Origin of the sequence: Klebsiella sp. JN_Kp126 (assembly GCF_033843325.1) — a bacterium.
GTDB lineage: Bacteria > Pseudomonadota > Gammaproteobacteria > Enterobacterales > Enterobacteriaceae > Klebsiella > Klebsiella michiganensis.
The window spans coordinates 128,426-151,702 of record NZ_JAWXQV010000056.1 but is presented as its reverse complement, the minus strand read 5'-3'; the positions used below and the strand labels follow the sequence as shown (position 1 = coordinate 151,702).

At 50.6% G+C, this 23,277-nt stretch carries 24 protein-coding genes; 9 read left to right on the top strand and 15 right to left on the bottom strand.

The features are described from left to right. Positions 1 to 9 precede the first annotated feature (9 nt). Positions 10 to 1,269, bottom strand: a complete 1,260-nt coding sequence (gene yjeH, locus SIK97_RS12540; protein WP_025107653.1) for an L-methionine/branched-chain amino acid transporter — start codon at positions 1,267 to 1,269, stop codon at positions 10 to 12. 234 nt (positions 1,270 to 1,503) lie between these two features. Here yjeH and SIK97_RS12535 point away from each other — a divergent pair, with 234 nt between their 5' ends. The 3 genes from SIK97_RS12535 (at position 1,504) to SIK97_RS12525 (ending at position 3,974) form a co-directional block, all read left to right on the top strand. Then, entirely contained in the window at positions 1,504 to 1,797 is a 294-nt protein-coding gene (locus tag SIK97_RS12535) for a co-chaperone GroES (protein ID WP_003855929.1), read from the top strand. A gap of 43 nt (positions 1,798 to 1,840) precedes the next feature. Continuing rightward, on the top strand, positions 1,841 to 3,487 hold the full coding sequence (gene groL / locus SIK97_RS12530; RefSeq protein WP_032747587.1) for a chaperonin GroEL: 1,647 nt from the start codon (positions 1,841 to 1,843) through the stop codon (positions 3,485 to 3,487). A gap of 133 nt (positions 3,488 to 3,620) precedes the next feature. Continuing rightward, positions 3,621 to 3,974 carry a DUF4156 domain-containing protein gene (locus SIK97_RS12525; protein WP_004097909.1) on the top strand — a complete coding sequence of 118 codons (354 nt, stop codon included), beginning with the start codon at positions 3,621 to 3,623 and terminating at the stop codon, positions 3,972 to 3,974. A 47-nt stretch (positions 3,975 to 4,021) separates the two neighbouring features. On the opposite strand, the gene yjeJ is transcribed toward SIK97_RS12525, so the two are convergent. From yjeJ to SIK97_RS12485, 8 genes are all read right to left on the bottom strand, one after another. Next, the gene (yjeJ, locus tag SIK97_RS12520; RefSeq protein WP_032747589.1) at positions 4,022 to 4,888 is read right to left on the bottom strand and encodes a YjeJ family protein; all 867 of its coding nucleotides are present in this window, start codon (positions 4,886 to 4,888) and stop codon (positions 4,022 to 4,024) included. A 22-nt stretch (positions 4,889 to 4,910) separates the two neighbouring features. Further along, on the bottom strand, positions 4,911 to 7,034 hold the full coding sequence (locus tag SIK97_RS12515; RefSeq protein WP_004097913.1) for a peptidase domain-containing ABC transporter: 2,124 nt from the start codon (positions 7,032 to 7,034) through the stop codon (positions 4,911 to 4,913). Then, on the bottom strand, positions 7,027 to 8,313 hold the full coding sequence (locus SIK97_RS12510; protein ID WP_049079221.1) for an HlyD family secretion protein: 1,287 nt from the start codon (positions 8,311 to 8,313) through the stop codon (positions 7,027 to 7,029). The genes SIK97_RS12515 and SIK97_RS12510 overlap by 8 nt, the downstream gene beginning before the upstream one ends. A gap of 80 nt (positions 8,314 to 8,393) precedes the next feature. Continuing rightward, positions 8,394 to 8,756 carry a hypothetical protein gene (locus SIK97_RS12505; protein ID WP_032747592.1) on the bottom strand — a complete coding sequence of 121 codons (363 nt, stop codon included), beginning with the start codon at positions 8,754 to 8,756 and terminating at the stop codon, positions 8,394 to 8,396. A 450-nt stretch (positions 8,757 to 9,206) separates the two neighbouring features. Then, positions 9,207 to 10,220 carry a fimbrial protein gene (locus tag SIK97_RS12500; protein WP_049101207.1) on the bottom strand — a complete coding sequence of 338 codons (1,014 nt, stop codon included), beginning with the start codon at positions 10,218 to 10,220 and terminating at the stop codon, positions 9,207 to 9,209. Positions 10,221 to 10,224: 4 nt separating this feature from the next. Then, entirely contained in the window at positions 10,225 to 12,780 is a 2,556-nt protein-coding gene (locus tag SIK97_RS12495) for a fimbria/pilus outer membrane usher protein (protein WP_077259909.1), read from the bottom strand. A gap of 29 nt (positions 12,781 to 12,809) precedes the next feature. Beyond that, positions 12,810 to 13,502, bottom strand: a complete 693-nt coding sequence (locus SIK97_RS12490) for a molecular chaperone (RefSeq protein WP_049101206.1) — start codon at positions 13,500 to 13,502, stop codon at positions 12,810 to 12,812. Positions 13,503 to 13,559: 57 nt separating this feature from the next. Further along, positions 13,560 to 14,120: a fimbrial protein gene (locus SIK97_RS12485; protein WP_025107645.1), complete on the bottom strand. Its 561-nt coding sequence runs from the start codon at positions 14,118 to 14,120 to the stop codon at positions 13,560 to 13,562. A 481-nt stretch (positions 14,121 to 14,601) separates the two neighbouring features. Between SIK97_RS12485 and SIK97_RS12480 the strand changes: the two genes are divergently transcribed. After that, positions 14,602 to 15,168: a winged helix-turn-helix domain-containing protein gene (locus SIK97_RS12480; protein WP_057172994.1), complete on the top strand. Its 567-nt coding sequence runs from the start codon at positions 14,602 to 14,604 to the stop codon at positions 15,166 to 15,168. 161 nt (positions 15,169 to 15,329) lie between these two features. Here the strand turns inward: SIK97_RS12480 and epmB are convergent, their stop codons facing one another. Next, positions 15,330 to 16,358: an EF-P beta-lysylation protein EpmB gene (gene epmB, locus SIK97_RS12475; RefSeq protein WP_032747602.1), complete on the bottom strand. Its 1,029-nt coding sequence runs from the start codon at positions 16,356 to 16,358 to the stop codon at positions 15,330 to 15,332. Positions 16,359 to 16,400: 42 nt separating this feature from the next. Between epmB and efp the strand changes: the two genes are divergently transcribed. The 4 genes from efp (at position 16,401) to sugE (ending at position 17,935) form a co-directional block, all read left to right on the top strand. Beyond that, entirely contained in the window at positions 16,401 to 16,967 is a 567-nt protein-coding gene (gene efp, locus SIK97_RS12470) for an elongation factor P (protein ID WP_004097931.1), read from the top strand. 69 nt (positions 16,968 to 17,036) lie between these two features. After that, a complete protein-coding gene (locus tag SIK97_RS12465; RefSeq protein WP_025107643.1) occupies positions 17,037 to 17,168 on the top strand; it encodes an entericidin A/B family lipoprotein in 132 nt (43 codons plus the stop codon). Positions 17,169 to 17,330: 162 nt separating this feature from the next. Further along, positions 17,331 to 17,477 carry a lipoprotein toxin entericidin B gene (ecnB, locus tag SIK97_RS12460; protein ID WP_004097935.1) on the top strand — a complete coding sequence of 49 codons (147 nt, stop codon included), beginning with the start codon at positions 17,331 to 17,333 and terminating at the stop codon, positions 17,475 to 17,477. Positions 17,478 to 17,617: 140 nt separating this feature from the next. Beyond that, positions 17,618 to 17,935, top strand: a complete 318-nt coding sequence (sugE, locus tag SIK97_RS12455; RefSeq protein WP_014227609.1) for a quaternary ammonium compound efflux SMR transporter SugE — start codon at positions 17,618 to 17,620, stop codon at positions 17,933 to 17,935. On the opposite strand, the gene SIK97_RS12450 is transcribed toward sugE, so the two are convergent. The 5 genes from SIK97_RS12450 to frdA all read right to left on the bottom strand — a co-directional run bounded on the left by SIK97_RS12450 (position 17,932) and on the right by frdA (position 21,896). Beyond that, the gene (locus SIK97_RS12450; RefSeq protein WP_032747606.1) at positions 17,932 to 18,462 is read right to left on the bottom strand and encodes a lipocalin family protein; all 531 of its coding nucleotides are present in this window, start codon (positions 18,460 to 18,462) and stop codon (positions 17,932 to 17,934) included. The genes sugE and SIK97_RS12450 overlap by 4 nt on opposite strands. 140 nt (positions 18,463 to 18,602) lie before the next feature. After that, positions 18,603 to 18,962, bottom strand: a complete 360-nt coding sequence (gene frdD, locus SIK97_RS12445; protein ID WP_319610935.1) for a fumarate reductase subunit FrdD — start codon at positions 18,960 to 18,962, stop codon at positions 18,603 to 18,605. Between the two features lie 10 nt (positions 18,963 to 18,972). After that, complete coding sequence (gene frdC / locus SIK97_RS12440) at positions 18,973 to 19,368, bottom strand: fumarate reductase subunit FrdC (RefSeq protein WP_004097939.1); 396 nt, start codon at positions 19,366 to 19,368, stop codon at positions 18,973 to 18,975. Between the two features lie 10 nt (positions 19,369 to 19,378). Then, entirely contained in the window at positions 19,379 to 20,113 is a 735-nt protein-coding gene (locus SIK97_RS12435; protein ID WP_004097940.1) for a succinate dehydrogenase/fumarate reductase iron-sulfur subunit, read from the bottom strand. After that, on the bottom strand, positions 20,106 to 21,896 hold the full coding sequence (gene frdA, locus SIK97_RS12430) for a fumarate reductase (quinol) flavoprotein subunit (protein WP_025107641.1): 1,791 nt from the start codon (positions 21,894 to 21,896) through the stop codon (positions 20,106 to 20,108). The genes SIK97_RS12435 and frdA overlap by 8 nt, the downstream gene beginning before the upstream one ends. A gap of 275 nt (positions 21,897 to 22,171) precedes the next feature. Between frdA and epmA the strand changes: the two genes are divergently transcribed. After that, the gene (gene epmA, locus SIK97_RS12425; protein WP_004097943.1) at positions 22,172 to 23,149 is read left to right on the top strand and encodes an elongation factor P--(R)-beta-lysine ligase; all 978 of its coding nucleotides are present in this window, start codon (positions 22,172 to 22,174) and stop codon (positions 23,147 to 23,149) included. Positions 23,150 to 23,277: the final 128 nt, after the last annotated feature.

Genomic DNA, 23,277 nt, shown 5'->3' with positions numbered 1-23,277 from the left:
CCGGGCCGGTTACTCCGGCCTGGAATACCCCTCCGCCAGCCTGCGCTTCGGTAAAAACAGCCACAGTACCGCCAGCATGATAAACGCGTAAAGGCTCTTCCAGCCCACCATCGCCAGCAGCAGCAGGCACAGCAGGCTGCCAAACGCCGCTAACGCGCGATAACGTCCCTCAAGCAAACGGCAGCCCGCCAGCATGCACAGCAGATAGATCATAATAAAAATGCCGTTGGCGTAGACGATCAGCGCATCAAGATTGATATTGAGCGCATAAATGCATAACGCGCTAATGACGCAGCAGCCGAGCACCGCGTTCAGCGCGTTGCGCGGAATCTGTCGCGGCGACAGCCGGGCCAGATAGCTCTCGGGTTTGTACTGCGCCTGCGACCAGACCAGGCGAGCAAAACTCTGAATATAGATATTGAGGCTGGCGAAGCAGGCGAGATAGCCGATAACGCAGGCAATCCACAGCGCCTGCACGCCAAAGAGGTGCACCACGATATTGGGCAGCGACGCGGCGGCGGCCATCTCCTCGCCAAAGGCATGAAAATGCAGGACCAGCACGGTACAGGCCCAGTAGACGGAACCCGCCAGTAATAAGCCAATCATCAGCGCGCGGGGGAAATCGCGTTCCGGCTGCTTAAACTCAGAGGCCAGGTGTGCAAAAGCCTCCAGCCCGACAAAGCACCAGAACATCACGGAAAGCGCGGAGAAAAGCTGCGAACTATCGATTTCAGCGGGCGCCGGGAAGGGGATCTGCGCGGGATTGATCGCGCCGCGCCACCAGATGGCGACGATCAGGGCGACAATCAGCACGGCAACCAACGTCTGTAGATTGGCGCTGGAGCTGGCTCCGCGGGAACCGACCCACCAGATAATCGCCAGCGTTCCCAGCTCGGCCAGCAGCAGCTGGCTGTCGTGCCAGCCAAAAAGCGCCTGACCAAAGCCGGTGGCGATGTGCAGGGCCGCGGGTAATCCCACCGGGATCACCGATAAAAAGAGCCAGCCGGTGACGCGCGCCAGACGCGGGCCAAAGGCCATATTCACAAAATGCGCCACGCCGCCGGCGCTGGGAAAGTGGCGGCCCAGCGTCGCAAAGACGATAGCGATGGGAAACACCAGTAAAATCAGCGCCGGCCAGGCCCAGAGGCTGTTATCGCCGGCGACCAGCGCGGCCAGTGCCGGAACGGCGAAGACCCCGGTTCCCAGTAATGACGTGGAGAGTAATCCCACGCCTTGAGCCAGCCCTAACTCCTGTTTTAAACCACTCATGATTCAACCTTGCGCCCGGCAAAAAAAGGATGGTATCACAATCGCTTTTGCTTATGACCTCGGGCGAGGACGGCAAATTTATGTGCGTCCGAGCACGAGGACAAATTTTTTTTTGCGTTTCCCCTTGAAGCGGTAAAACCCCATCCCCATCTCTCAGGGCACTAGCCGGAAAACCGTGTGCGGACCGGCGTCATCCATAACTGATAATGACTTTCTCAAAGGAGAGCTATCAAAATGAGTATTCGTCCGTTACATGATCGTGTGATCGTCAAACGTAAAGAAGTTGAAACGAAGTCTGCTGGCGGCATCGTTCTGACCGGTTCTGCGGCAGCAAAATCAACTCGTGGCGAAATCATCGCTGTCGGTAAGGGCCGCATCCTGGAAAACGGAACCGTGCAGCCTCTGGACGTTAAAGTTGGTGACATCGTCATTTTCAACGATGGCTATGGCGTGAAGTCCGAGAAGATCGACAATGAAGAAGTGTTGATCATGTCCGAAAGCGACATTCTGGCAATTGTTGAAGCGTAATCCGCGAACGACACTGAACATACGAATTTAAGGGAAAGATAAAATGGCAGCTAAAGACGTAAAATTCGGTAACGACGCTCGTGTGAAAATGCTGCGCGGCGTAAACGTACTGGCAGACGCAGTTAAAGTAACCCTGGGCCCGAAAGGCCGTAATGTGGTTCTGGACAAATCCTTCGGTGCGCCAACCATCACTAAAGACGGCGTTTCCGTAGCGCGTGAAATCGAGCTGGAAGACAAGTTCGAAAACATGGGCGCGCAGATGGTGAAAGAAGTTGCCTCTAAAGCGAACGACGCTGCAGGCGACGGTACCACCACCGCAACCGTACTGGCTCAGGCTATCATCGCTGAAGGCCTGAAAGCCGTTGCTGCGGGTATGAACCCGATGGATCTGAAACGTGGTATCGACAAAGCTGTCGTTGCCGCCGTTGAAGAACTGAAAACGCTGTCCGTACCGTGCTCTGACTCTAAAGCCATTGCTCAGGTAGGTACCATCTCCGCTAACTCCGACGAAACCGTAGGTAAACTGATCGCGGAAGCGATGGACAAAGTCGGTAAAGAAGGCGTTATCACCGTTGAGGACGGTACCGGTCTGGAAGACGAACTGGACGTGGTTGAAGGTATGCAGTTTGACCGCGGCTACCTGTCCCCGTACTTCATCAACAAGCCGGAAACCGGTGCTGTTGAGCTGGAAAGCCCGTTCATCCTGCTGGCTGACAAAAAAATCTCCAACATCCGCGAAATGCTGCCGGTTCTGGAAGCCGTAGCGAAAGCTGGCAAACCGCTGGTTATCATCGCTGAAGACGTAGAAGGCGAAGCGCTGGCGACCCTGGTGGTGAACACCATGCGCGGCATCGTTAAAGTGGCTGCGGTTAAAGCTCCGGGCTTCGGCGATCGTCGTAAAGCTATGCTGCAGGACATCGCAACCCTGACCGGCGGTACCGTTATCTCTGAAGAGATCGGTATGGAGCTGGAAAAAGCGACTCTGGAAGACCTGGGTCAGGCGAAACGCGTTGTTATCAACAAAGACACCACCACCATCATCGATGGCGTGGGTGAAGAAGCTGCGATTCAGGGCCGCGTTACTCAGATCCGTAAGCAGATCGAAGAAGCGACTTCTGACTACGACCGTGAAAAACTGCAGGAGCGCGTTGCGAAACTGGCAGGCGGCGTTGCGGTAATCAAAGTTGGCGCAGCGACCGAAGTTGAAATGAAAGAGAAGAAAGCACGCGTTGACGATGCCCTGCACGCGACCCGTGCTGCGGTTGAAGAAGGCGTGGTTGCCGGTGGTGGCGTAGCGCTGGTTCGCGTTGCGGCTAAACTGGCTGGCCTGACCGCTCAGAACGAAGATCAGAACGTCGGTATCAAAGTTGCGCTGCGCGCAATGGAAGCTCCGCTGCGTCAGATCGTATCCAACGCCGGTGAAGAGCCGTCAGTTGTTGCTAACAACGTGAAAGCCGGTGAAGGTAACTACGGTTACAACGCCGCAACTGAAGAATACGGCAACATGATCGACTTCGGTATCCTGGACCCAACCAAAGTGACGCGTTCTGCTCTGCAGTACGCAGCATCCGTTGCTGGTCTGATGATCACCACCGAGTGCATGGTTACTGACCTGCCGAAAAGCGACGCGCCTGACTTAGGTGCTGCTGGCGGTATGGGTGGCATGGGCGGTATGGGCGGCATGATGTAATCGTGCGCTATACCCCTTAGAAATAAAGAACCCTCGGGCAGAAATGCTCGGGGGTTTTTCTTTTTGTCGTCTTTTTAGTATAAGGTTGTACATCCGGGCCAGTGCGTCCAGCTCATTGATCGTGGGGAATAACATGCAGGTAAAATATTTAGCAGGGATTGTCGGCGCAGCATTGTTGTTAGCAGGTTGCAGCTCCAGCAACGAATTGACCTCTGGTGGCCAGAACGTACGCTTTGTTGAGGATAAACCGGGTTCCGAATGCCAGCTGTTAGGCACTGCGACCGGTACGCAGAGCAACTGGCTGTCCGGGCAGAATGGTGATGAAGGCGGCTCTATGCGCGGTGCGGCAAACGCTCTGCGTAACCATGCGGCAGAAATGGGAGGCAACGTGATTTACGGCGTCAGCAGCCCGACGCAGAATCTGTTGTCCAGCTTTGTCCCGACAGATAGCCAAATGAACGGCCAGGTTTATAAGTGCCCGAATTGATTTAACAGGTGCCTCTTTTGAGCCAATAGAGGCACCTGGCATATTTTTTAGCGCGCGTTGATTTTGGCCTGTGTCGCCATGTAGAACGCATGTAAAGGCCGCAGGCACTCCTCCAGCGACAGCATTCTTCCCGGCTGAGAAGGAATAATTTGGCTAAAAATCTGGCAGGGCTGATGCTTTGCGTGCACTTCTTTCAGTTTTGGGCTCTTCTCAATTAAGCGCATCACTACGCTATTCTCCTGTTCTGACGGATGGGCGGCGTTGGTTTTAATCACCGCGCCGGAGATGATTTTTCGTCCTGCCTCCGTATCACAGCAGTACAGCACGCCCAGATAATGGGAAAACAGATTGAGCTTCCACTCATCCTGGATGTACTGTTGATAATCAACATTCTTGTTATTCGTTAAATCCAGGGCATATAGCATCAGGCTTTCCAGTGATGACGTTAAATTTTTAATCAGTTCGTTATCACCGGCGTTTTTAAGAGATTGCTGAACTCCAACCAGCAGCGCTTCAACCTGCATATCATCAATGCGCAGCGTAGCAACTTGCTCGTTTTGCAGCACCAGAATGAGCGTTGACCAGGTATCTCCTGGTTTTAACGTAATCGATATGACTCGCCTTTCCGAATTGGGCTGCTGGACTTCCGGCATATCTATAACCGGGGTGTTTTCTATGAGCTGCTCATTAAAAGCGACCAGTTCGCTCTTATAACTTTCACCTTCAGCGTTTAAGCGCTGTAATACGATGGCCATCCTGTGTTGTAAAACTAACAGGAGGTCGGTAAGCGCCTGGGCCTGAAGATAGTAAGACTGGCAAAGTTGATTACTCAGCTTTACTTTGAGCATTAAAGCTAAAAATTTGTCTTCATATTTAATTGATGCGGTATTAAAACCAATAAACGTGCCTTGCATTCGGATCTCCTTTTCCTGAGGGTTACGCTGGTGCCAGCGTGCGTAGCTGTGATAAATCAATGATGCGATCGGCCGAGGCAATGGTGGATGGCCGATGGGCGACGATGATTCGGGTAATGCTTAGCCCAGAGATAGACTGGTTAATCACCGACTCGTTTTTAAGATCGAGATGACTGGTGGCTTCATCCATAAACAGAATGCTGGGTTTTCGATAGAGGGCGCGAGCGATTAAGAGCCGCTGCTTTTGCCCGCCAGAGATGCCTAAACCGAGCTCGCCGACAATGGTTTCGTACCCCATCGGCATTTTCATGATTTCATCATGGATATTACATCTTCGTGCGCATTCAACGATAAAGTCCATATCGGCGTTATCTTCAAAGCCGCTGATATTATCGATCAGGGAACCCGAAAAGAGTCTGTCTTCCTGCAGAACGCAGGCCGTTCCATGACGGAAGTTGTTAATGCCGATTTTCTGAATATCGAGGTTATCCGCTATCACATCGCCGCTGGTTGGGGACAGCAGGCCGCACATGACTTTCAGTAGCGTGGTTTTACCGACGCCGGAAGGGCCGACCAGCGCGATGGATTCGCCCGGTTCAACGGTAATATTTAAATTAGAAAAAATAGGCTGCGAGAACGGATCGTACTGGTAGCTGAGATTCTTCACTTCCAGTTTAACGCCCGTGTTTTCTGCAAAAACGCGTCGTGAAGGCAGTTCTTTTTCCGGCTCGCTAAAGACGATCTCTGAAAGACGCTCATTATGTAACGACAGCATACGCAGCTGCATAATCAGATCGATCAAACTTGAGGCGCGCTGCGAGAACTGACCGCGATAGGCATTAAAGGCCATAAACATGCCAAGGGTCATATTGTTATCAATAACCATAATTGCCCCCAGCCAGAGAACCGCAACCTGGTCGATAGAAGTAATAAAGGTATTAATACCGCCAAACATCATATCGAACCGAGTCTGTTTGATGCCGGCATTACAGGCGTCGATGTTGATATTTAACCAGTGCTGCGAACGGCGTTCTTTTAAGTTCAACGCCTTAATGGTTGAAATACCGTAGAGCGACTCCATAAAGTGCGAGCTGGAACGGGCGCCCTTGATAACCTGCTCTTCGGCAACGCGGCGGTAGAAGCTGTAGGTCGCAAAACGCATGATGACGTAGCATAAAGTAAAGCCCACCACGACCCAAACCAGCCAGCCGCCATAAAGCGTTAGCATAATCAGCAGGCCAACGGTCATAATCGAATCGATAATGCCGGTAACAATACTATTGGTGAAGGTTGAGCGGATAGTATCCAGCGAGGAGAAACGAGACTGAATATCGCCCAGATGGCGCTTCTCAAAAAAGGATAACGGCAGGCTCGCCAGATGATCGAACAGCGTTGTCTTCCACTGAATATTGGTCAGCGTATTTAACGTTAATGAGATCCAGGCCCGCAGCATACTAATAAATGTACGGAAGAGCGTGAAGAAAACCAGGCCAATACAGATAACCGAAAGCAGGCTCTGATCGTGCGCCATGATAACGTGGTCGGTTACCAGCTGCGTGCCGATGGGTAACAACAGACCGATAGCCTCAACCACTACCGAAAAAGCAAAGATCTTGAGCAGAACGGATTTCAGCCCAACAATATTACGCATCAGGTCCAGCAGGCGTAGACGAGATTTCGCCTGTTCCTGCTGAAAGTTTTGGTCCGGCCATAGCTCCAGCGCAACGCCGGTAAAGTTATTGGACATTTCCTGGATGCCAATAACCCGTTTACCCAGCGCCGGGTCGTGAACAATAAAGCTGCTTTTACGCACTTTAGTGAGCACCACGTAATGATTCAAACCCCAGTGGATGACGCAGGGCAGCTTTAGCTGCTTGATTTCATCCAGGTCGAGGGATAGCGCGCGGCTTTTCAACCCGGCATGTTCCGCCGTTTTGCTCAACGACATGAGCGTAACGCCCTGAGAAGGACTGCCGTAGCGATGGCGGAAGTTGAACAGGTCGATATTGAGCCCGTAGAAGCCGCAAACCATCGCCAGACAGGCGATACCGCATTCGGCAGCCTCCGACTGTAATATCACCGGCGTTTTATGGCGGAGCGAAAAATTTAGCTTATCGGTAATCGTTTTAAACAGTTCTTTATGCATCGATCGGGCCACTCACGCTTTGCGTCATCTTATAGAAAGGGGTAAACATCCACATATAAAGCGGACGTTCTTCAAGAAAAACTACCGCCTGAGCCTTCAGGCCGTTAGAGAGCGTGAGCGTTTTTCCGTTGTAGTTAAAAGTCTTGTCTTTAATTTTTATAATGGCTTTATAGAGCGCCAACTCCTGCTGGCTAGTGCCGTTATTAACGTTGGTATATTCAGCCATCTCCTGGCGTGATGCTGGAACCGAGGAGATAGAAATAACCTTTCCTGGAAATTGTCCAAATTTATCCGCAGGAAAAGCATCATAGCGAATATTAATCGTGTCGCCTGGCTTCACATAAGGGATAGTATTATTGGGTAACCATAGGATGAGATAATACTCAATATCCCCTGTGGGTTTGATCTGTGCGAGGCTGCTGCCGTTCTCAACCATCTGCCCCTTTGTCACGGCCAGCGACTCAATCTTTCCATTAGTCGTTGCTTTAATAATGAGATTACCATTCGCGTTGGATTCTACCAGCTGATTTTTGTAATCATTGATTTGATTGTGCTGGCTGGAGATCTGATTATCAAAGTCTGCTGCTTTGGTTATTTTATCGCTATTGGTTTGCGTGAGCTGAGATTCCAGCTGCATTTTTTGGGTAACCAGAGATTGATAGGCACTTTGCTGTTGAAAATATAAAGAATGCTGATAGTTATACTGGTCTTTAGTGATCAGACCATCCTTGAGGTATTTATCATAGCTGGATAAGTTGGTATGCATTTTGTTTAAGCCTACCTGAGTCGTCGCCAGCATGCGATTAGTTTCAGCCAATGAGGCGCTAGTAGTTTTAATCTGTTTATCAAGGGCGGTTAATGTTTCAGCTTTATTGCGCGTCAGTTTGCTTATAATATCTTCCGCATTGGCGATTTTTTCATTAATCACTTCAATTTGGGCTGCGCTCACATTCCCATTGATGGTATTACGCGAAACGTCAAGCTCATAAAGCGGTTGGCCTTTATTTACGATATCACCCACTTTTACGTGCTGATTAACAACAAAACCTTGCTGTGGCGCGAAGACGTTCACAGAGTGGGGGAGCGTAATGACTTCGCCACGCACATCAATGCGCTGAGTGAAGGTACAAAATATGAGAGACAATACAAGAGCAAGAAGAAAAAGTGATGCTAACAAGGTGACCAACCACGCCGGGATGCCTGCTAACAATAATGCTTTCCCTTTCCAGTGAATTTTTTTGTACTCAATCGCTTCCTTGCGATAGATATTTTTTAACATTGTTATCAGCTTTGAGATAGAGAATTAAGATAAAAGAAGGCTCGTCAGAGCCTTCATAAAGTTATGGTCTGAAAACTTTCTTACCAGTAGGCTAGCGTACCATCAACAAATCCATCAAACATCTCGATACATTTATCGAGAGTGATATCCCAGCCAACCATGGCACCAGCAATAGCGCCACCAACGCCGCCAACGCACAGACCGTAAATCATCCCCACCGCCTGGCCAATTGACCCGATACCCAAAATGCCGCCACCGTTGCCGCCAAAGATGCCGCCCATAGCAGAACCGGCAAGTGCGCCTGCAGTGGCACCTAAAATGGATGCCCCGATAGCTTCTGCGCTATTAAAAACAATGCTGGTTAAGGCGCCAGTAATCGATGAGAAGTCCCAGCAGTAGCCACCAGAAATCTCTTCCATTTCAAATACAGTGAGTTGTTTCATTATATATTCCTTTAATATATGAGTGCTTTAAGAAAACAACAACAAGTCAAAATCTATTTTGACATGTTTTAGAAAACGAAATACACGAATGCGCAAGGTGGTATTTCGAGGCTGATTCTAATATGTGTCTGTTATTTTTCAATGTCTGTGTTAATGATTGATTAGTGAATTTTTAGCGGTTCATGTATCAGCTTTAGTGAATTAATATTGATGGCGTGATTGTGTGTGAGAGAACGGATTGATAACGATAGGTATTTATAACCGCCATGCTTCAGGCTGCATGAGCGTTGGCTGAGTGCGCTCATCCCAGCCACTTAATGCAGTAAACTGCCAGGTATTCTCGCACTCACCACTCGAATAATTTTGGATTTATAACGTTTTTGCTTTTATTCATCATTAAGTCTATGTAAAACTTGATGGTATATGCTTATATCCTTGCTTATCGGAAAATTATTCCTCCTGGAGGATGACCTCTAAATCTGTTTTTATCTCCCCAGTGATGCCTGTAGAGACATTTTTAGCGATTTTAAAATAGTCAGCAGTGAGCGTTAGATCCTGACTCTTAGCACTGACGAAGGGGTAAGCACTCAGATCGTTAAATTTTATCGCAGAACCATTTCTCTTAAGAATAATACCTATGTTTTGAGCGCCGTCTGGTAATGAATTTAGTAATAGTCCATTTACGCTCGTCGATGCTACAGATATAGGGCTAAACCAGTAAACATATTTTTTGTTGATTTCTGAATCCGGGCAGTTAATATCGAGGGTGATATTTTTGGACTTGCCTGCGGCACTGCCGACTGCTACGGAATTTAAATCAGAAATATCAATGGTTGATAGTTTTACGATACTCCCATTGCGCGGCGAGATTTCGCAGGTACTTTCCTTAAAAGTAATGTTAGTCAAATCCACATTGATTCTGAATAATTCAGCGGTATTCGATGCACCCGTGTTGGTCTGATTTGGCGGGCCAGCCATAAAATAAACCGCCGTTTTGTTTCCCTTTTGTTTCGTTATGGGGCCGGTTTTCACTAACCAGACCATGACCTGTCCAGACGCTTTAGAAAAATAATGATTGCTGGCTATTTCTGGCTGATCTATTTCTGCAGGGGAAAAATAGTTAACTGATGGTAAGGTAATATCAGAAATCTGAAACCCAATACCGGGGATACCTGTCTCATAAACTATTTTTCCACCAATTTTAGTAATATTAGATGGGCTTACGACAGGTACGGTTCTGACGACATAAACATCGCTGGAACTACACGATGAAAATGTTTTGGGATTTACACTTCCACGTCTTGCCGACGCTAATATGCTACCGTTAGGTAATGTGGAATCCGCGATGACAGAACCGTTAAAACTAACGGTAATCGCACCGCCACCCGTTTTACTATATGAGCAGGTAGCCACCGCCTGTAAGCTTATGCTGAGTAAACTAATAATAAAAAAAAGACATTTCATAGTATTACTTTCCCTGTTGGTGGCAAACCGCAGTCGTCTGCGCGATGCCTTCGATTTCCGTAGCCAGACTATAAGCCGCTTTACACCGCTGGCCAGTCTTTGAACCCCACTGGGCATAGACTTCACCGTTATCTTTTAGACCGGACATGTAGACCATCCCACCATCAGACACGATACTGGCCTGGGCATTTTTATCGGTAGTTGACGTTACCGTTGCGCCATACGGCACGTTTTCGCCTGATGCTCTCTTAAGGATAAGGAATGCGCGGCGGCCAATATTACCCGCGAAGTTCGCCCGTACCACGGCTGCACGGGTAGGCACGACTTTTTGCGTCGTATTTGGCAATTCCATATTATTCCCCAGAGTCGTGCTATCTAAGGTTACGTTGGTCCGATGGTATGGCGTAACGTACGGAATAATCGCGTAGCCGCGGGAGTCCGTTTCGATAGTCGCGTCGTTTTCCAGGCGTACATTTTTCAGCCCGGGTGCTTTAACCAATACGGCGGTTTCAGACATTTCCTGACCCAGGGTAATACCGTCGGCATGCATTAATACGCCGCCGCTCAGACCATAGTTAATCAACTGGCTATGTTTGGCATAACTGTAGCCGGCGTTAACTGAACCCGTTGAACCACGATAGTTGCCGTAGACGCCGCCGCTGGCATCCTCCCGATTGCTGTAGCCCTGCTGTACGTTCCAGTCGAGGTTATGATTTTCCAGCGCCACCCCGCTCAGAGAAACATACTGATCGGTCGAGCCCGGGCTGCTGTTGGTGACGTTGTAGGTCGCATAAGCATTAGGCAACCACTCGCTTAAAGGAATAGAGATATTAAATGAAACGACATGGTCATCTTCTACATAACGGCCGGAGCCACTATTTCCCCAGCTGTAGCGGCTATAGCTATAGCCGGCATAATAGTTAAAGCGACGGAACCCGCCGTTGTAACCAATATTCAGCGAGTTATTGTGGCGCTTGCTGTCCCAGTAATCCTCGAATATACCGGATACAGAAAGGCTACCTAACCCGGCCCCCAGGCTTTGGCTGACGGTAATATTGGTTCTGTTACGCAGAGAGCGTGGAGTATAGCCGCCGTATCTGTTGCTATAGGTGTTCATCACATCGCTTAGCGTATTGTACCCGGAGGTCGAATAGCGGTAGCCGGCTACGGTAATATTGGTGCCGGTCTCAAGAATATTTTTACCATAGCGGATACGCCAGGATTGGCCGGACGTTTTATCTTCATCTTTCTTGTGGGACCAGGCTGTCGTGACGTCTGCGGAAACCGCGCCAATATCGCCAAGGTTTTGCCCGGCCCCGAAAGCGAGCGCCTGATAGTTGGATGCCGCCTGCAAACCGGTATAGAAAGTGGTGTTGCTTAAGACACCGTAGCCGATCGTAGCCTGCGTAAACGGCTTTTCATCTATATTGCCGTCATATGGGCGATATTTACCGCTCGTGATCTCATACTCCATCTGGCCTTCTCTGAGCATTAATGGCAGAGAGGCGTAAGGCACGACGAAGTTCTGTCGGGAACCATCGGACTCCTCGACGGTGACGTAAAGGTCACCGTTGCCGCCGGTCGAGTAGAGATCGGTGATTTCGAAAGCGCCCGGAGCGACAAAGGCCTGGTAGATTTGATAGCCATTCTGTTTAATGACGATGCGAGCGTTGGTCCTGGCAATACCACGAACAACAGGTGCGAAGCCGCGCAGGCTTTCAGGAATCATGTCCGTATCGGTTGCCAGCTGAATCCCCGTGAAGGGCACGCTGTCAAAAATGCTGGAGAGAGAGGTGCTTTCACCCATGACTAAGGTGCTTTTCAACGACACAATGCTTCGCTGCGCATAGAGATAGACGGAATCCCAGTCACTCTTCGTGCCTGCTGATTTATTCCAGGTACTAAGGTTGCGCAGGCGCCACGGCCCAATGTTCAGGCCGGATTGTAGGTTAAGATTGTAATACTCATTGTCCGCTTCATAGTCTTTGCCCGAACTAAACTGATAGTTGGTCAGCAAGGCGTTAATACCGTCATCAAACTCATCGGGAGAAACAAATCCCTGAGCTATCGTCGACAGGGCTGCCTGCGGTATGGATATCAGCAGCTGTTGAGTATTAAAGTTAAAATCGGTGGTGAAATCCGGGATGACGCTCGTATCAGCACAGCCGTTAGCATCCTCTTTTAATGTTGGAAATGCTTCGGAACGTAAACCATAGGTGGTTAATTTAGCAATGCTTAAACATGGCGCGAGTTTTAAGGCATCAGTCGCCGGATCTTTTTTGTCAACAAAGCGAATATCGGCCGTTTCTTGCAGACTATTATTTAAAATAACGTCAATGCGGTACACCCCTGGTGCCTGTGCATCCCTGGTTGAATACAGGGACAGGTCCGGTATTGAGGATGGATCGCCCTGATTTACTGATTTTATAAAAGCGGGATCAAAAAAATCACGTGCCAGGGCATTAGCGCTTAAACCGAGAGCGAGCGCCGGAACGAGAACGAAAAATGTGTGGTAGGTTCCGGATAGCGCCCCTCCCATCTTTTTTATTGAAATAGACATACTTTTCACCCTGGCCAATGAAAAAGAATTTAAATCGATGCGGTGTTAGCTGGGCCCGAGCCCCCATTATCCGTAGCCACCTTCCATACGATCTCTGAACCATTTATACCTGCAGGCAAAGTAAATTCTTTGCTGGAAAAAGCATCAATGTTATTAACTGAACTAGTAATATCCCTGCCGTTTATTGTTATTGTTTTAAAATAAATAAAGAATGGGGTCGGATTTTTTAACGTTATTTTATTACCGGACTTACGCCACTGCAGATTTTTGGCCTCAGTAGTAATATTCATATCCTGAATAGCGCGTGGACGATAGATGAGGCGCATTCTGTGGCGAACGGCGAGCTGCAGCTTGTTTTTATCGGCTTCGCTATCGCTGGTTGGCGGGATAGACATAACGTTAAAGAAGTAGACGGTTTCACGATCCTTTGGTGCTTTGGATATATACGCATTAGGAAAAACACGCACCGTATTCGTTTGCTTTCCCTCCAGACGGAAAAGTGGAGGCGTCACCATAAAAAAGCTGTCTTTCGTTCCTTCAGGTGCTTCTACCCAGGATTTAATAAGATATGGCGTATCATCTTTATTTTCAATGTTTGCGCTGATTTCTCGCGCGCCTTCTTTATAAAGATGACGGGTTGAATCCACCACGACTCCGCTGTGGGCTACGAAGCTGATGGTAATAAAATAAAGTGTAGTTAGCCTTAATAATGACTTCAGCATAATTCATTCCCTGAATATAAGAATGGGGTTTACCTCAGGTAAACCCCGGCATGCTTATTAGTAGCTAATAGTAAAGGTTGCTACACCCTTAACTGCACCATCGGTAACGCCATTTGCGGTTTTAACGTATGCGGCTTTATAACGCAGATAAGAAGGCGTACCCGCAGTATATGCAATAACCTTAGGCGTAGTGCCGGTGAAGCTTACGCGAGTTCCATCGGTATTAACCACGGTAACCGCAGCGTTAGTCGCCGGGCTGGCCGCGGAGTTGGTCAGCACGTCATCCTGGCCGCTGATATAGTCGCCTGTTACGGTGACGTTGATATTGCCACTAAAGTCTTTAGCGCCTTTCTGGCAGTCTTCGATTTTGTACTCAATATCTTTTGCTGTAGACATATACGGTGCGTTGACAGCCAGGGCCTCCAGCACGGATGCTTTTACATCATCCAGCGTTAAAGATCCGCCTGAAATCATCGCGGACGGCGTTACGTTACAGGATTCACCGGTGTCGGTTACGTTGCCCAGAATAGTCAGGTTAGAACTGTTCCCTGCCGCAAAAGCCTGGGCACTCAGAACTGCTGAAGCAGCGACCATTACAGCTACAATTGTTTTTTTCATTTATTTAATCCATATAGAGATACTAAAGTCCTGAATAGCGTCATGGCGTGGATGTTAATTAGTATGAATAGTAATAACTAGCATTCCGCTATGCTGCCTGAGCGCTATCGTTATCTTTCTCCTGCCGCCACTATTGTACAAATCAGCGCGTATTGTGCCGGAGCGGTAACAAATCTAAGTGCAGGGTAGATAAAATGCATGTGAATTCTGCTTGAATTTAAAGCTTGTTTATTGAAGGTTGCAAATTCACAAGTAGACTTCGTAGATAATAACGAGCGTATCTGGAACGTATAGTTGTAAATCAGTCTTCCATTTGGTTCAAATATCATGATAATATTATCTTTGCTCTGGGAGGAGCGGGAATTTATCCTTGAAATTATCTAATCTGGCAGGCTAAAAGGGATGTGTTGTGTTTGCTAAAGGTGAATTTGAATTTAATTCATCTTTGTTTCATATGGAATGGTGAGAGAGGATTGGGATTATGATATTCAATGAATATATCATTAATAATAAAGTTATTTTTAATGTAAATATGAATGAGCTACAGCCTGTAGGAGAGAATGGGGACAGCGTGACCCTCAATGTGCCAACGGCACGCTGCCTGCAACTTTTGCTCGAAAGCAACGGGAAGATTATATCCAGGGAGGAGTTTCTGGATATAGTGTGGAAAAATAGAGGGATTGTTGTTTCTCAGAATACGTTCTATCAGAACATTTCCTTGCTAAGAAAATCATTACTGAAAGCAGGATTATCGCAAGATATTATTGTCACAGTAAGGCAGCGGGGATTTGTTCTCGCCGCAGGATCAAATATCGCGTCATTCTTCCGAACGGACGAAAAAGAGCCAGAAAACCCTGAAAATGTGCAGATCACCGCGAGCACATCTTCGCCTCCGGTTGAGAACAATGTGACTCATAATTTAGCCATTCAGGAAGATGCGCAAAAAAATTTCAATGACAATAAAGCAACAGAGTTCAAATTACCCAAGTGGATTTTACCCCTGCTATTGGTTATGACCGCAGCAAACATTCTTTCTCTTTTCTTGTAGCTTTAATGAATGGGTTTACAGCTTGCTTTTATATTTGCTTTTACTTTCTTTCAGAAAGGATAACGACTGGTTTTACGAAAATGATTAAGCAGTAGTAGTTATATACCAGTGAGTAATAGCAAATAGGCAGTCTGCCTGGCCATGCCCGGCAGACGGATTGACTATTGCTGCTTTAACCCCAAGTCGAGGGGCGTCTTGCTGGGTTCCCCGCCGATTTCCCGCGCAAGTTTTGGTACTAAATAGCCGGACACCTGCGTCAGCAATTCGCGCACGATCGCTCTGGCCTCTTCGTCACTGACCATAAAATGCGCCGCTCCCTGCACTTTGTCTAACACGTGCAGATAATAAGGCATGACGCCGGCGTCGAATAGCGCGTTGCTCAGGTCGGCAAGCGTGTTGGCGTTATCATTTACGCCGCGCAGCAGCACGCTTTGATTCAATAAGGTCACGCCAGCCATACGCAGTTTTTTCATGGACGCACGAAACGCCGCATCAATCTCGTTGGCGTGGTTAACGTGGTTTACCAGCAGTACCTGTAACGATGATGCAGCAATACGGGCAACCAGCGTATCAGTTATACGCGCAGGAATCACAATGGGCAGCCGGCTGTGAATACGCAGGCGCTTGATGTGCGGAATAGATTCCAGCTGCGTCAATAGCCAGTCGAGTTCATGATCCTTGGCCATAAGCGGATCGCCGCCGGAAAAAATGATCTCATCCAGCTGTGGATGTGCCGAAATGTACTCCAGGGCCTGCTGCCAGTTACGCTTATTGCCCTGGTTTTCAGCATAGGGGAAGTGACGACGGAAGCAATAACGACAATTTACCGCGCAGCCGCCTTTCACCAGCAGTAGCGCACGGTTGCTGTATTTATGCAGCAGACCGGGTACCACGCTATGCTGTTCTTCCAGCGGATCGGTAGAGAATCCTGGGGCATTAATAAACTCTTCCTGGGAGGTAAGTACCTGACGTAGAAGAGGATCGTTGGGATTGCCTGGCTCCATACGGGCAATAAACGCCCGCGGAACACGCAGTGCGAACAGGCGCTTAGCATCACGTCCTGCCAATAGATTCGCATCTGCGTCTACATTTAAAAGATGCAGCAGTTCATCAGGACTGGTCACAACATCGGCAAGTTGCGTTAACCAATCTTCTCTGGATGGGGTATTTAGGGTTACAATATGCGCCATTTTGTGGCTTAGCTACCAATTAACAAAATTTCAGAGGGCCTTATGGCGACTTACTATAGCAACGATTTTCGTGCCGGTCTTAAAATCATGATGGACGGCGAACCTTATGCCGTTGAAGCCAGTGAATTCGTTAAACCCGGCAAAGGCCAGGCTTTCGCGCGCGTTAAGCTGCGCCGCCTGTTGACCGGTACTCGCGTTGAGAAAACCTTCAAATCTACCGATTCTGCTGAAGGTGCGGACGTTGTCGATATGAACCTGACTTACCTGTATAACGACGGTGAGTTCTGGCACTTTATGAACAACTCTACCTTCGAACAGCTGGCCGCTGATGCTAAAGCCGTTGGCGATAACGCTAAATGGCTGCTGGATCAGGCTGAATGCATCGTGACCCTGTGGAACGGTCAGCCTATTTCCGTCACCCCGCCAAACTTTGTTGAGCTGGAAATCGTTGAAACCGATCCAGGCCTGAAAGGCGATACCGCGGGTACCGGCGGCAAGCCTGCAACGCTGTCCACTGGCGCAGTGGTTAAAGTTCCTCTGTTCGTACAGATTGGCGAAGTCATCAAAGTCGATACTCGCTCTGGCGAATACGTCTCCCGCGTGAAGTAATTCAGGCGGCGAAAGAGTTGGCGCAGCGCCATGCTGCGCCTCTACAGGTTGAAACCGCAGGCAAGGAAGATGAGTCCTACACTGAAACTGTTGCTACTGTTATTGCTGAGCGGTTCTCTGCTTGCCGGGTGCAATACGGCTCGCGGCGTGGGCGAGGATATCCAGAGCCTGGGTCATGCTATTTCTCACGCGGTCAGCTAATCTTATTTCATCAGGCAATTCTTATTCATATACTCACCCTCTATCTGATTCACTTTCTTCACTTCTTTTTCTCTTAAAAATCGTCTCGCTTCCCTCATCCTGGACCAGTTTGTCTATGCTTATAGAGCACGATAACTAAAACTGGTTAATAAGGATGACATTATGGTAAAAAAAGCGATTGCAGCGTTCTTTACGGTTTTGGCACTTTCCTCTGTACTGACCGCATGTAACACCACGCGCGGTGTAGGTCAGGATATTTCAGAAGGCGGTAGCGCGATTTCGGGCGCCGCGACCAAAGCTCAGCAATAGACCATGGCGGTACGGCCGTTGGTCGTACCGTTCTTCCTCACCGTTGCCACGTCGTGTATAATTCCTGCGGAATATCATCTACCTTACGGGACGGCCTGTAAGCGTTTCACATCTGGGGACGGCCCCATCAAAGGAGCCATATGTCCTGGTTTATTCTGTTTATCGCCGGTCTGCTGGAAGTCGTCTGGGCTGTCGGCCTGAAATATACCCATGGGTTTAGCCGCCTGGTGCCAAGCGTGATAACGATTGCCGCCATGGTCATCAGCATGGCGCTGTTGTCGTGGGCGATGAAAACGCTACCCGTGGGGACGGCTTACGCCGTTTGGACCGGAATTGGCGCGGTCGGCGCAGCCGTGACGGGGATTATCCTGCTAGGCGAATCCGCCAGCCCGATGCGCATTGCCAGCCTGGCGTGTATTGTGATTGGTATCATTGGCCTGAAAATGAGCGCGCATTAATACTGCTGATTGACCCACAGCAGTTTGCTGACGTCGAATCCCTGCCGGGTAGCGATATCCAGCATCTGCTGCTTCACTTCTGGCGGGATTTTCGGCGCTCGCGCCAGTAGCCAGAGATAATCCCGGTCAGGTCCGCAAACCAGCGCGTAGCGATAATCCTTGTCCAGCGCAATCACGTTATAGCCGCCATAGAAGGGGCCGAAAAACGACACTTTCAGCGCGGCTCGCGTGGGCTCCCCGGTAAAGTAAGCCACGCCGTCGGTCTTCTGCCACATCCCCCGGTCGGGGTTGTATCCCTTATTGACCACGTCCAGCCCACCATCGTCGCGCAGGCTATAGGTTGCGGTAACTTTTTCTAAACCGCTCTCAAAATGGTGATCGAAGCGGGCAATCTCATACCAGGTGCCAAGATAGCGTTGAGGGTTGAACGGACTGACCACGGTTACGCCAGGAGGTGGCGTCGGCGCGCTGCAGGCTACAAGCAGAAATGAAGCGGCAACAACCGCAATAACGGGTAGCAGACGCATAATGTTTTCCTTGCCAGTTTTAAGCTAAGTGTAGATTCAGGCAGGAAAAATGCGGCGGAATTTTCTTGAGAAGCGAGCCCGGTAACATAATGCTACCGGGCTTATCGCCGAGGAGGTAAAAGCGGCCTCCGGCGAGCGCTTTAGATGAACAATATGCCGACCAGAGCGACGACGGTCAGAATCGCCGCGAGGCCGTAGAAGACCCACTTACCGTTGGGTACGTGAATTTTCAAATCATGCATCGCATGGTGAATACGGTGAAGTCCACACCATAGCGGCAGCACAATCATCAGGAAAATGAATGCGCGGCCAATAAAGCTATGGGCGAAAGCCAGCACGCGTTCGTAGCTGAAGGCGTCCGCGGGCGCCAGTCCGAGCGGCAGCATAATACCCACCAGCAGCACGATAACGGGGGCGACAATCGCTCCCCACATGCCGCCAGCGCCAAACAGCCCCCAGAATACCGGTTCATCAGAACGTTTTGGTTTGGGATTAATCATTCCAGCCTCCTTACCAGAACAGCGCGACAAACAGGATCACCACGGTGACGACCGCAGTGACGACCCAAAGCCCCTTAATAACCGGCTCTGGCCCCATTTTCTCGCCTTTAAGGATAATATTGGCAGCTTTCGGTGCCAGCTCAAACCAGGTTTTGGTATGCAGCAGCGCGGCTGCAAGCGTGATCAGGTTCAGGATCACGACAATCGGATTTTGCAGAAAACCGATATACCCGGCCCAGCTCTCCGCGCCGTGCTTCAGTGCGAACAATCCGTAAATCAGCACGATGCTGAACCAGACCGTGGGTACCGCTGTTCCCTCACGCAGCATATAGAAGCGATAAAACGGCAGCTTTTTCCACCAGGTGGACGGCATCGGCCGCACGTAGGGTTTGCGTTTAGTCGTCATACTGCACTCCTTAGCGTGGTTTCAGGGTGGCGATAAGAAAGTCTTTCGAGCTTTCTACCTTGCCCTGCTGGATCGCGGCCGCCGGGTCGACGTGTTTCGGGCAGACTTCGGAGCAGTAGCCCACGAAAGTACATGTCCAGACGCCATTCTGGCCGTTAAGCTGCGCCATACGTTCCTTTTTACCGTGGTCGCGGCTGTCTTCGTTGTAGCGATGGGCGAGGGTGATCGCCGCCGGGCCGATAAACTCCGGATTAAGACCAAACTGCGGGCAGGCCGCGTAGCACAGGCCGCAGTTAATGCAGCCGGAGAACTGGTGGTACTTGGCCATTTGCGCCGGGGTCTGGGTGTTAGGCCCCTGATCGGGCGTGCGCGGGTTGCCAATGATGTACGGCTTAATCGCTTCCAGGCTTTCAATAAAGTGGGTCATATCGACCACCAGATCGCGCTCAATCGGGAAGTTAGCCAGCGCCTCGACTTTAATGCCTTTGGTGTATTCGCGCAGGAAGGTTTTGCAGGCCAGTTTTGGCACCTTGTTCACCATCATGCCGCAGGAACCGCAAATCGCCATGCGGCAGGACCAGCGGTAGCTGAGGTCCGGCGCGAGGTTGTCTTTGATATAGCCCAGCGCATCAAGCAGCGAGGTTTGCTCATCATAGGGAACTTCATAGAAAGCGCTGTGCGGTGCGATGTCCACTTCCGGGTTGTAGCGCACCACTTCGACTTTCATGTTTTTCATCTCAGCCATTCGTCGTCTCCTTCTTCTCGGCTGCTTCCGCTTCCGCACCGTACACGCGTTTTGCCGGCGGCAGAGTGGTGATTTTCACATCACTGTACTCCAGACTGGTGTGACCATCGGCATCGCGGAAAGCGAGGGTATGCTTGAGGAAGTTGACGTCGTCGCGCTCGGTGCAGCCTTCATCCAGGCGCTGATGCGCGCCGCGGGACTCTTTACGCGCGAGGGCGGAATGCGCCATACATTCGGCGACGTTCAGACCATGGCCCAGTTCGATGGTGTACAGCAGGTCGGTATTGAACACGCTGGACGTGTCGGTGATCCGCACGCGCTTGAAGCGCTCCTGCAGCTCGGCGAGCTTATCGACCGTTTTCTGCATGAGCTCCGGCGTACGGTAGATGCCGCAGCCTTCTTCCATCGACAGACCCATTTCGTCGCGAATCTTCGCCCAGTTCTCGTTACCTTCCTGATTAACCAGATCTTTCAGGCGCTTCTCGATATCGACGACCTGCGCGTCCAGCGCGGCGCTATTGGCTTCGCCCGCTTCGGTTGCGCGCTGCATGGCCTGCTCACCGGCCAGACGACCAAAGACCACCAGCTCCGCCAGGGAGTTGGAGCCAAGGCGGTTGGCGCCGTGCAGACCCACAGAAGAACACTCGCCAACGGCAAACAGCCCTTTGATACGGGTTTCACACTGCTGGTCGGTTTCGATCCCGCCCATGGTGTAGTGTGCGGTTGGACGCACCGGAATCGGCTCTTTTACCGGATCGACGCCAACGTAGGCTTTCGAGAGTTCACAGATAAACGGCAGACGTTCAAGCAGCTTTTTCTCACCCAAATGGCGCAGATCGAGATAGACCACATCGCCTCGCGGCGTAGGGATCGTGTTGCCCTTGCGCCATTCGTGCCAGAAAGCCTGGGAGACTTTATCGCGCGGACCCAGCTCCATATATTTATTTTTCGGTTCGCCCAGCGGGGTTTCCGGACCCATGCCGTAATCCTGCAGGTAGCGGTAGCCGTTCTTGTTGACCAGAATACCGCCTTCGCCGCGGCAGCCTTCCGTCATCAGAATACCGGAGCCCGGCAGGCCGGTGGGGTGATACTGCACGAACTCCATATCGCGCAGCGGTACGCCGTGGCTGAGCGCCATACCCATCCCGTCGCCGGTGACGATACCGCCGTTGGTATTGTAGCGATACACGCGTCCAGCGCCGCCGGTAGCCAGGACTACCGCGTTGGCGCGGATCTGCACCAGCGTACCTTCCATCATATTCATCGCGACCAGACCGCGAGCCTGCCCATCATCGACCAGAATATCCAGAACAAAATGTTCGTCGAAGCGTTGGATTTGCGGGAATTGAAGCGAGGTCTGGAACAGGGTGTGCAGCATATGAAAGCCGGTTTTATCGGCAGCGAACCAGGTTCGTTCGATCTTCATACCGCCGAATCGCCGGACGTTGACGCTGCCGTCCGGGCGGCGGCTCCACGGGCATCCCCACTGTTCGAGCTGGGTCATTTCCGTCGGGCAGTGATGAACGAAGTAGTCAACGACGTCCTGCTCACATAGCCAGTCGCCGCCGGCAACGGTGTCGTGAAAATGGTACTCGAAGCTATCATGATCCTGCGCGACGGCAGCGGAACCCCCTTCAGCAGCAACGGTATGGCTGCGCATAGGATAGACTTTTGAAATTAGAGCGATTTTTGCATTTGGATTAGCTTGCGCGGCGGCTATTGCGGCGCGAAGACCTGCTCCGCCTGCGCCTATTACGGCAAGATCGGCTTGAAAAGTTTGCACGACATTCCTCCAGTTTTTGTTTATTTCGCCGCCGGGCTGGCGAAAACGTATCACTGCTCCTTTATAGGTAAGGAGTATAGCCGTAGGGTTATGAGGGAAAATTGACGTGTTCGATTTTTTTATCGTTCTGTGCGGTCGTTTATCTCATTGCTTTATGTTTTTGGGTTATCAATAAATTAAGTGTATGTAACGCGTTTACGTATTCGCACAAAATTTGTTTCATCCGCCAGTTACGAGTAGACTTCGTGCCCTTGTTTCAAATCGGAGAACGTACCATGAGCGAAACGGCAACCTGGCAGCCGAGCGCATCCATTCCAAATCTATTAAAACGTGCAGCGGTCATGGCGGAAATTCGCCGTTTCTTTACCGACCGCGGCGTGCTGGAGGTGGAGACGCCCTGCATGAGTCAGGCGACGGTGACGGATATTCATATGGTCCCGTTTGAGACGCGTTTCGTCGGTCCTGGTCATTCTCAGGGGCTGAACCTGTACCTGATGACCAGCCCGGAGTATCACATGAAGCGCCTGCTGGCAGCCGGCTGCGGCCCGGTGTTTCAGCTGTGCCGTAGCTTCCGCAATGAAGAGATGGGGCGCCACCATAACCCGGAATTCACCATGCTGGAGTGGTATCGTCCGTGCTATGACATGTACCGGCTGATCAATGAAGTGGACGATCTGCTCCAGCAGGTCCTCGACTGCCAGCCAGCCGAAAGCCTCTCCTATCAGCAAGCCTTCCAGCGTCATCTGGAAATCGATCCGCTGTCGGCGGATAAAACGCAGCTGCGCGAAGCGGCGGCGAAGCTGGATCTGAGCAATATCGCCGATACGGAAGAGGACCGGGATACGCTGCTTCAGCTACTTTTTACCATGGGCGTCGAGCCGCACATCGGTAAAGATCGTCCGACGTTTATTTATCACTTCCCGGCAAGCCAGGCGTCGCTGGCGCAAATCAGCACCGAAGATCACCGCGTGGCGGAACGTTTTGAGGTCTATTACAAAGGCATTGAGCTGGCGAACGGTTTTCATGAGCTGACCGACGCGCGCGAACAGCAGCAGCGTTTTGAGCAGGATAACCGCAAGCGCGCCGCTCGCGGCCTGCCGCAGCAGCCAATCGATCGTCATCTGCTGGCCGCTCTCGAAGCCGGCCTGCCGGATTGTTCCGGCGTGGCGCTGGGCGTTGACCGCGTCGTGATGCTGGCCCTGGGGGCAGAAAGCATCGGTGAGGTTCTCTCTTTCACCGTCGACCGCGCCTGATCCTCTCTCAGCTTCCCTTTCGATGATGGAAGGGAAGCCCGCCTTTTAGCCCTAATACCCACAAGAACCGTTTGGTTTTTTGCTACTATCCGCGCTCATTTTTTTGGGTTATCCGGCATCCTCTGCCG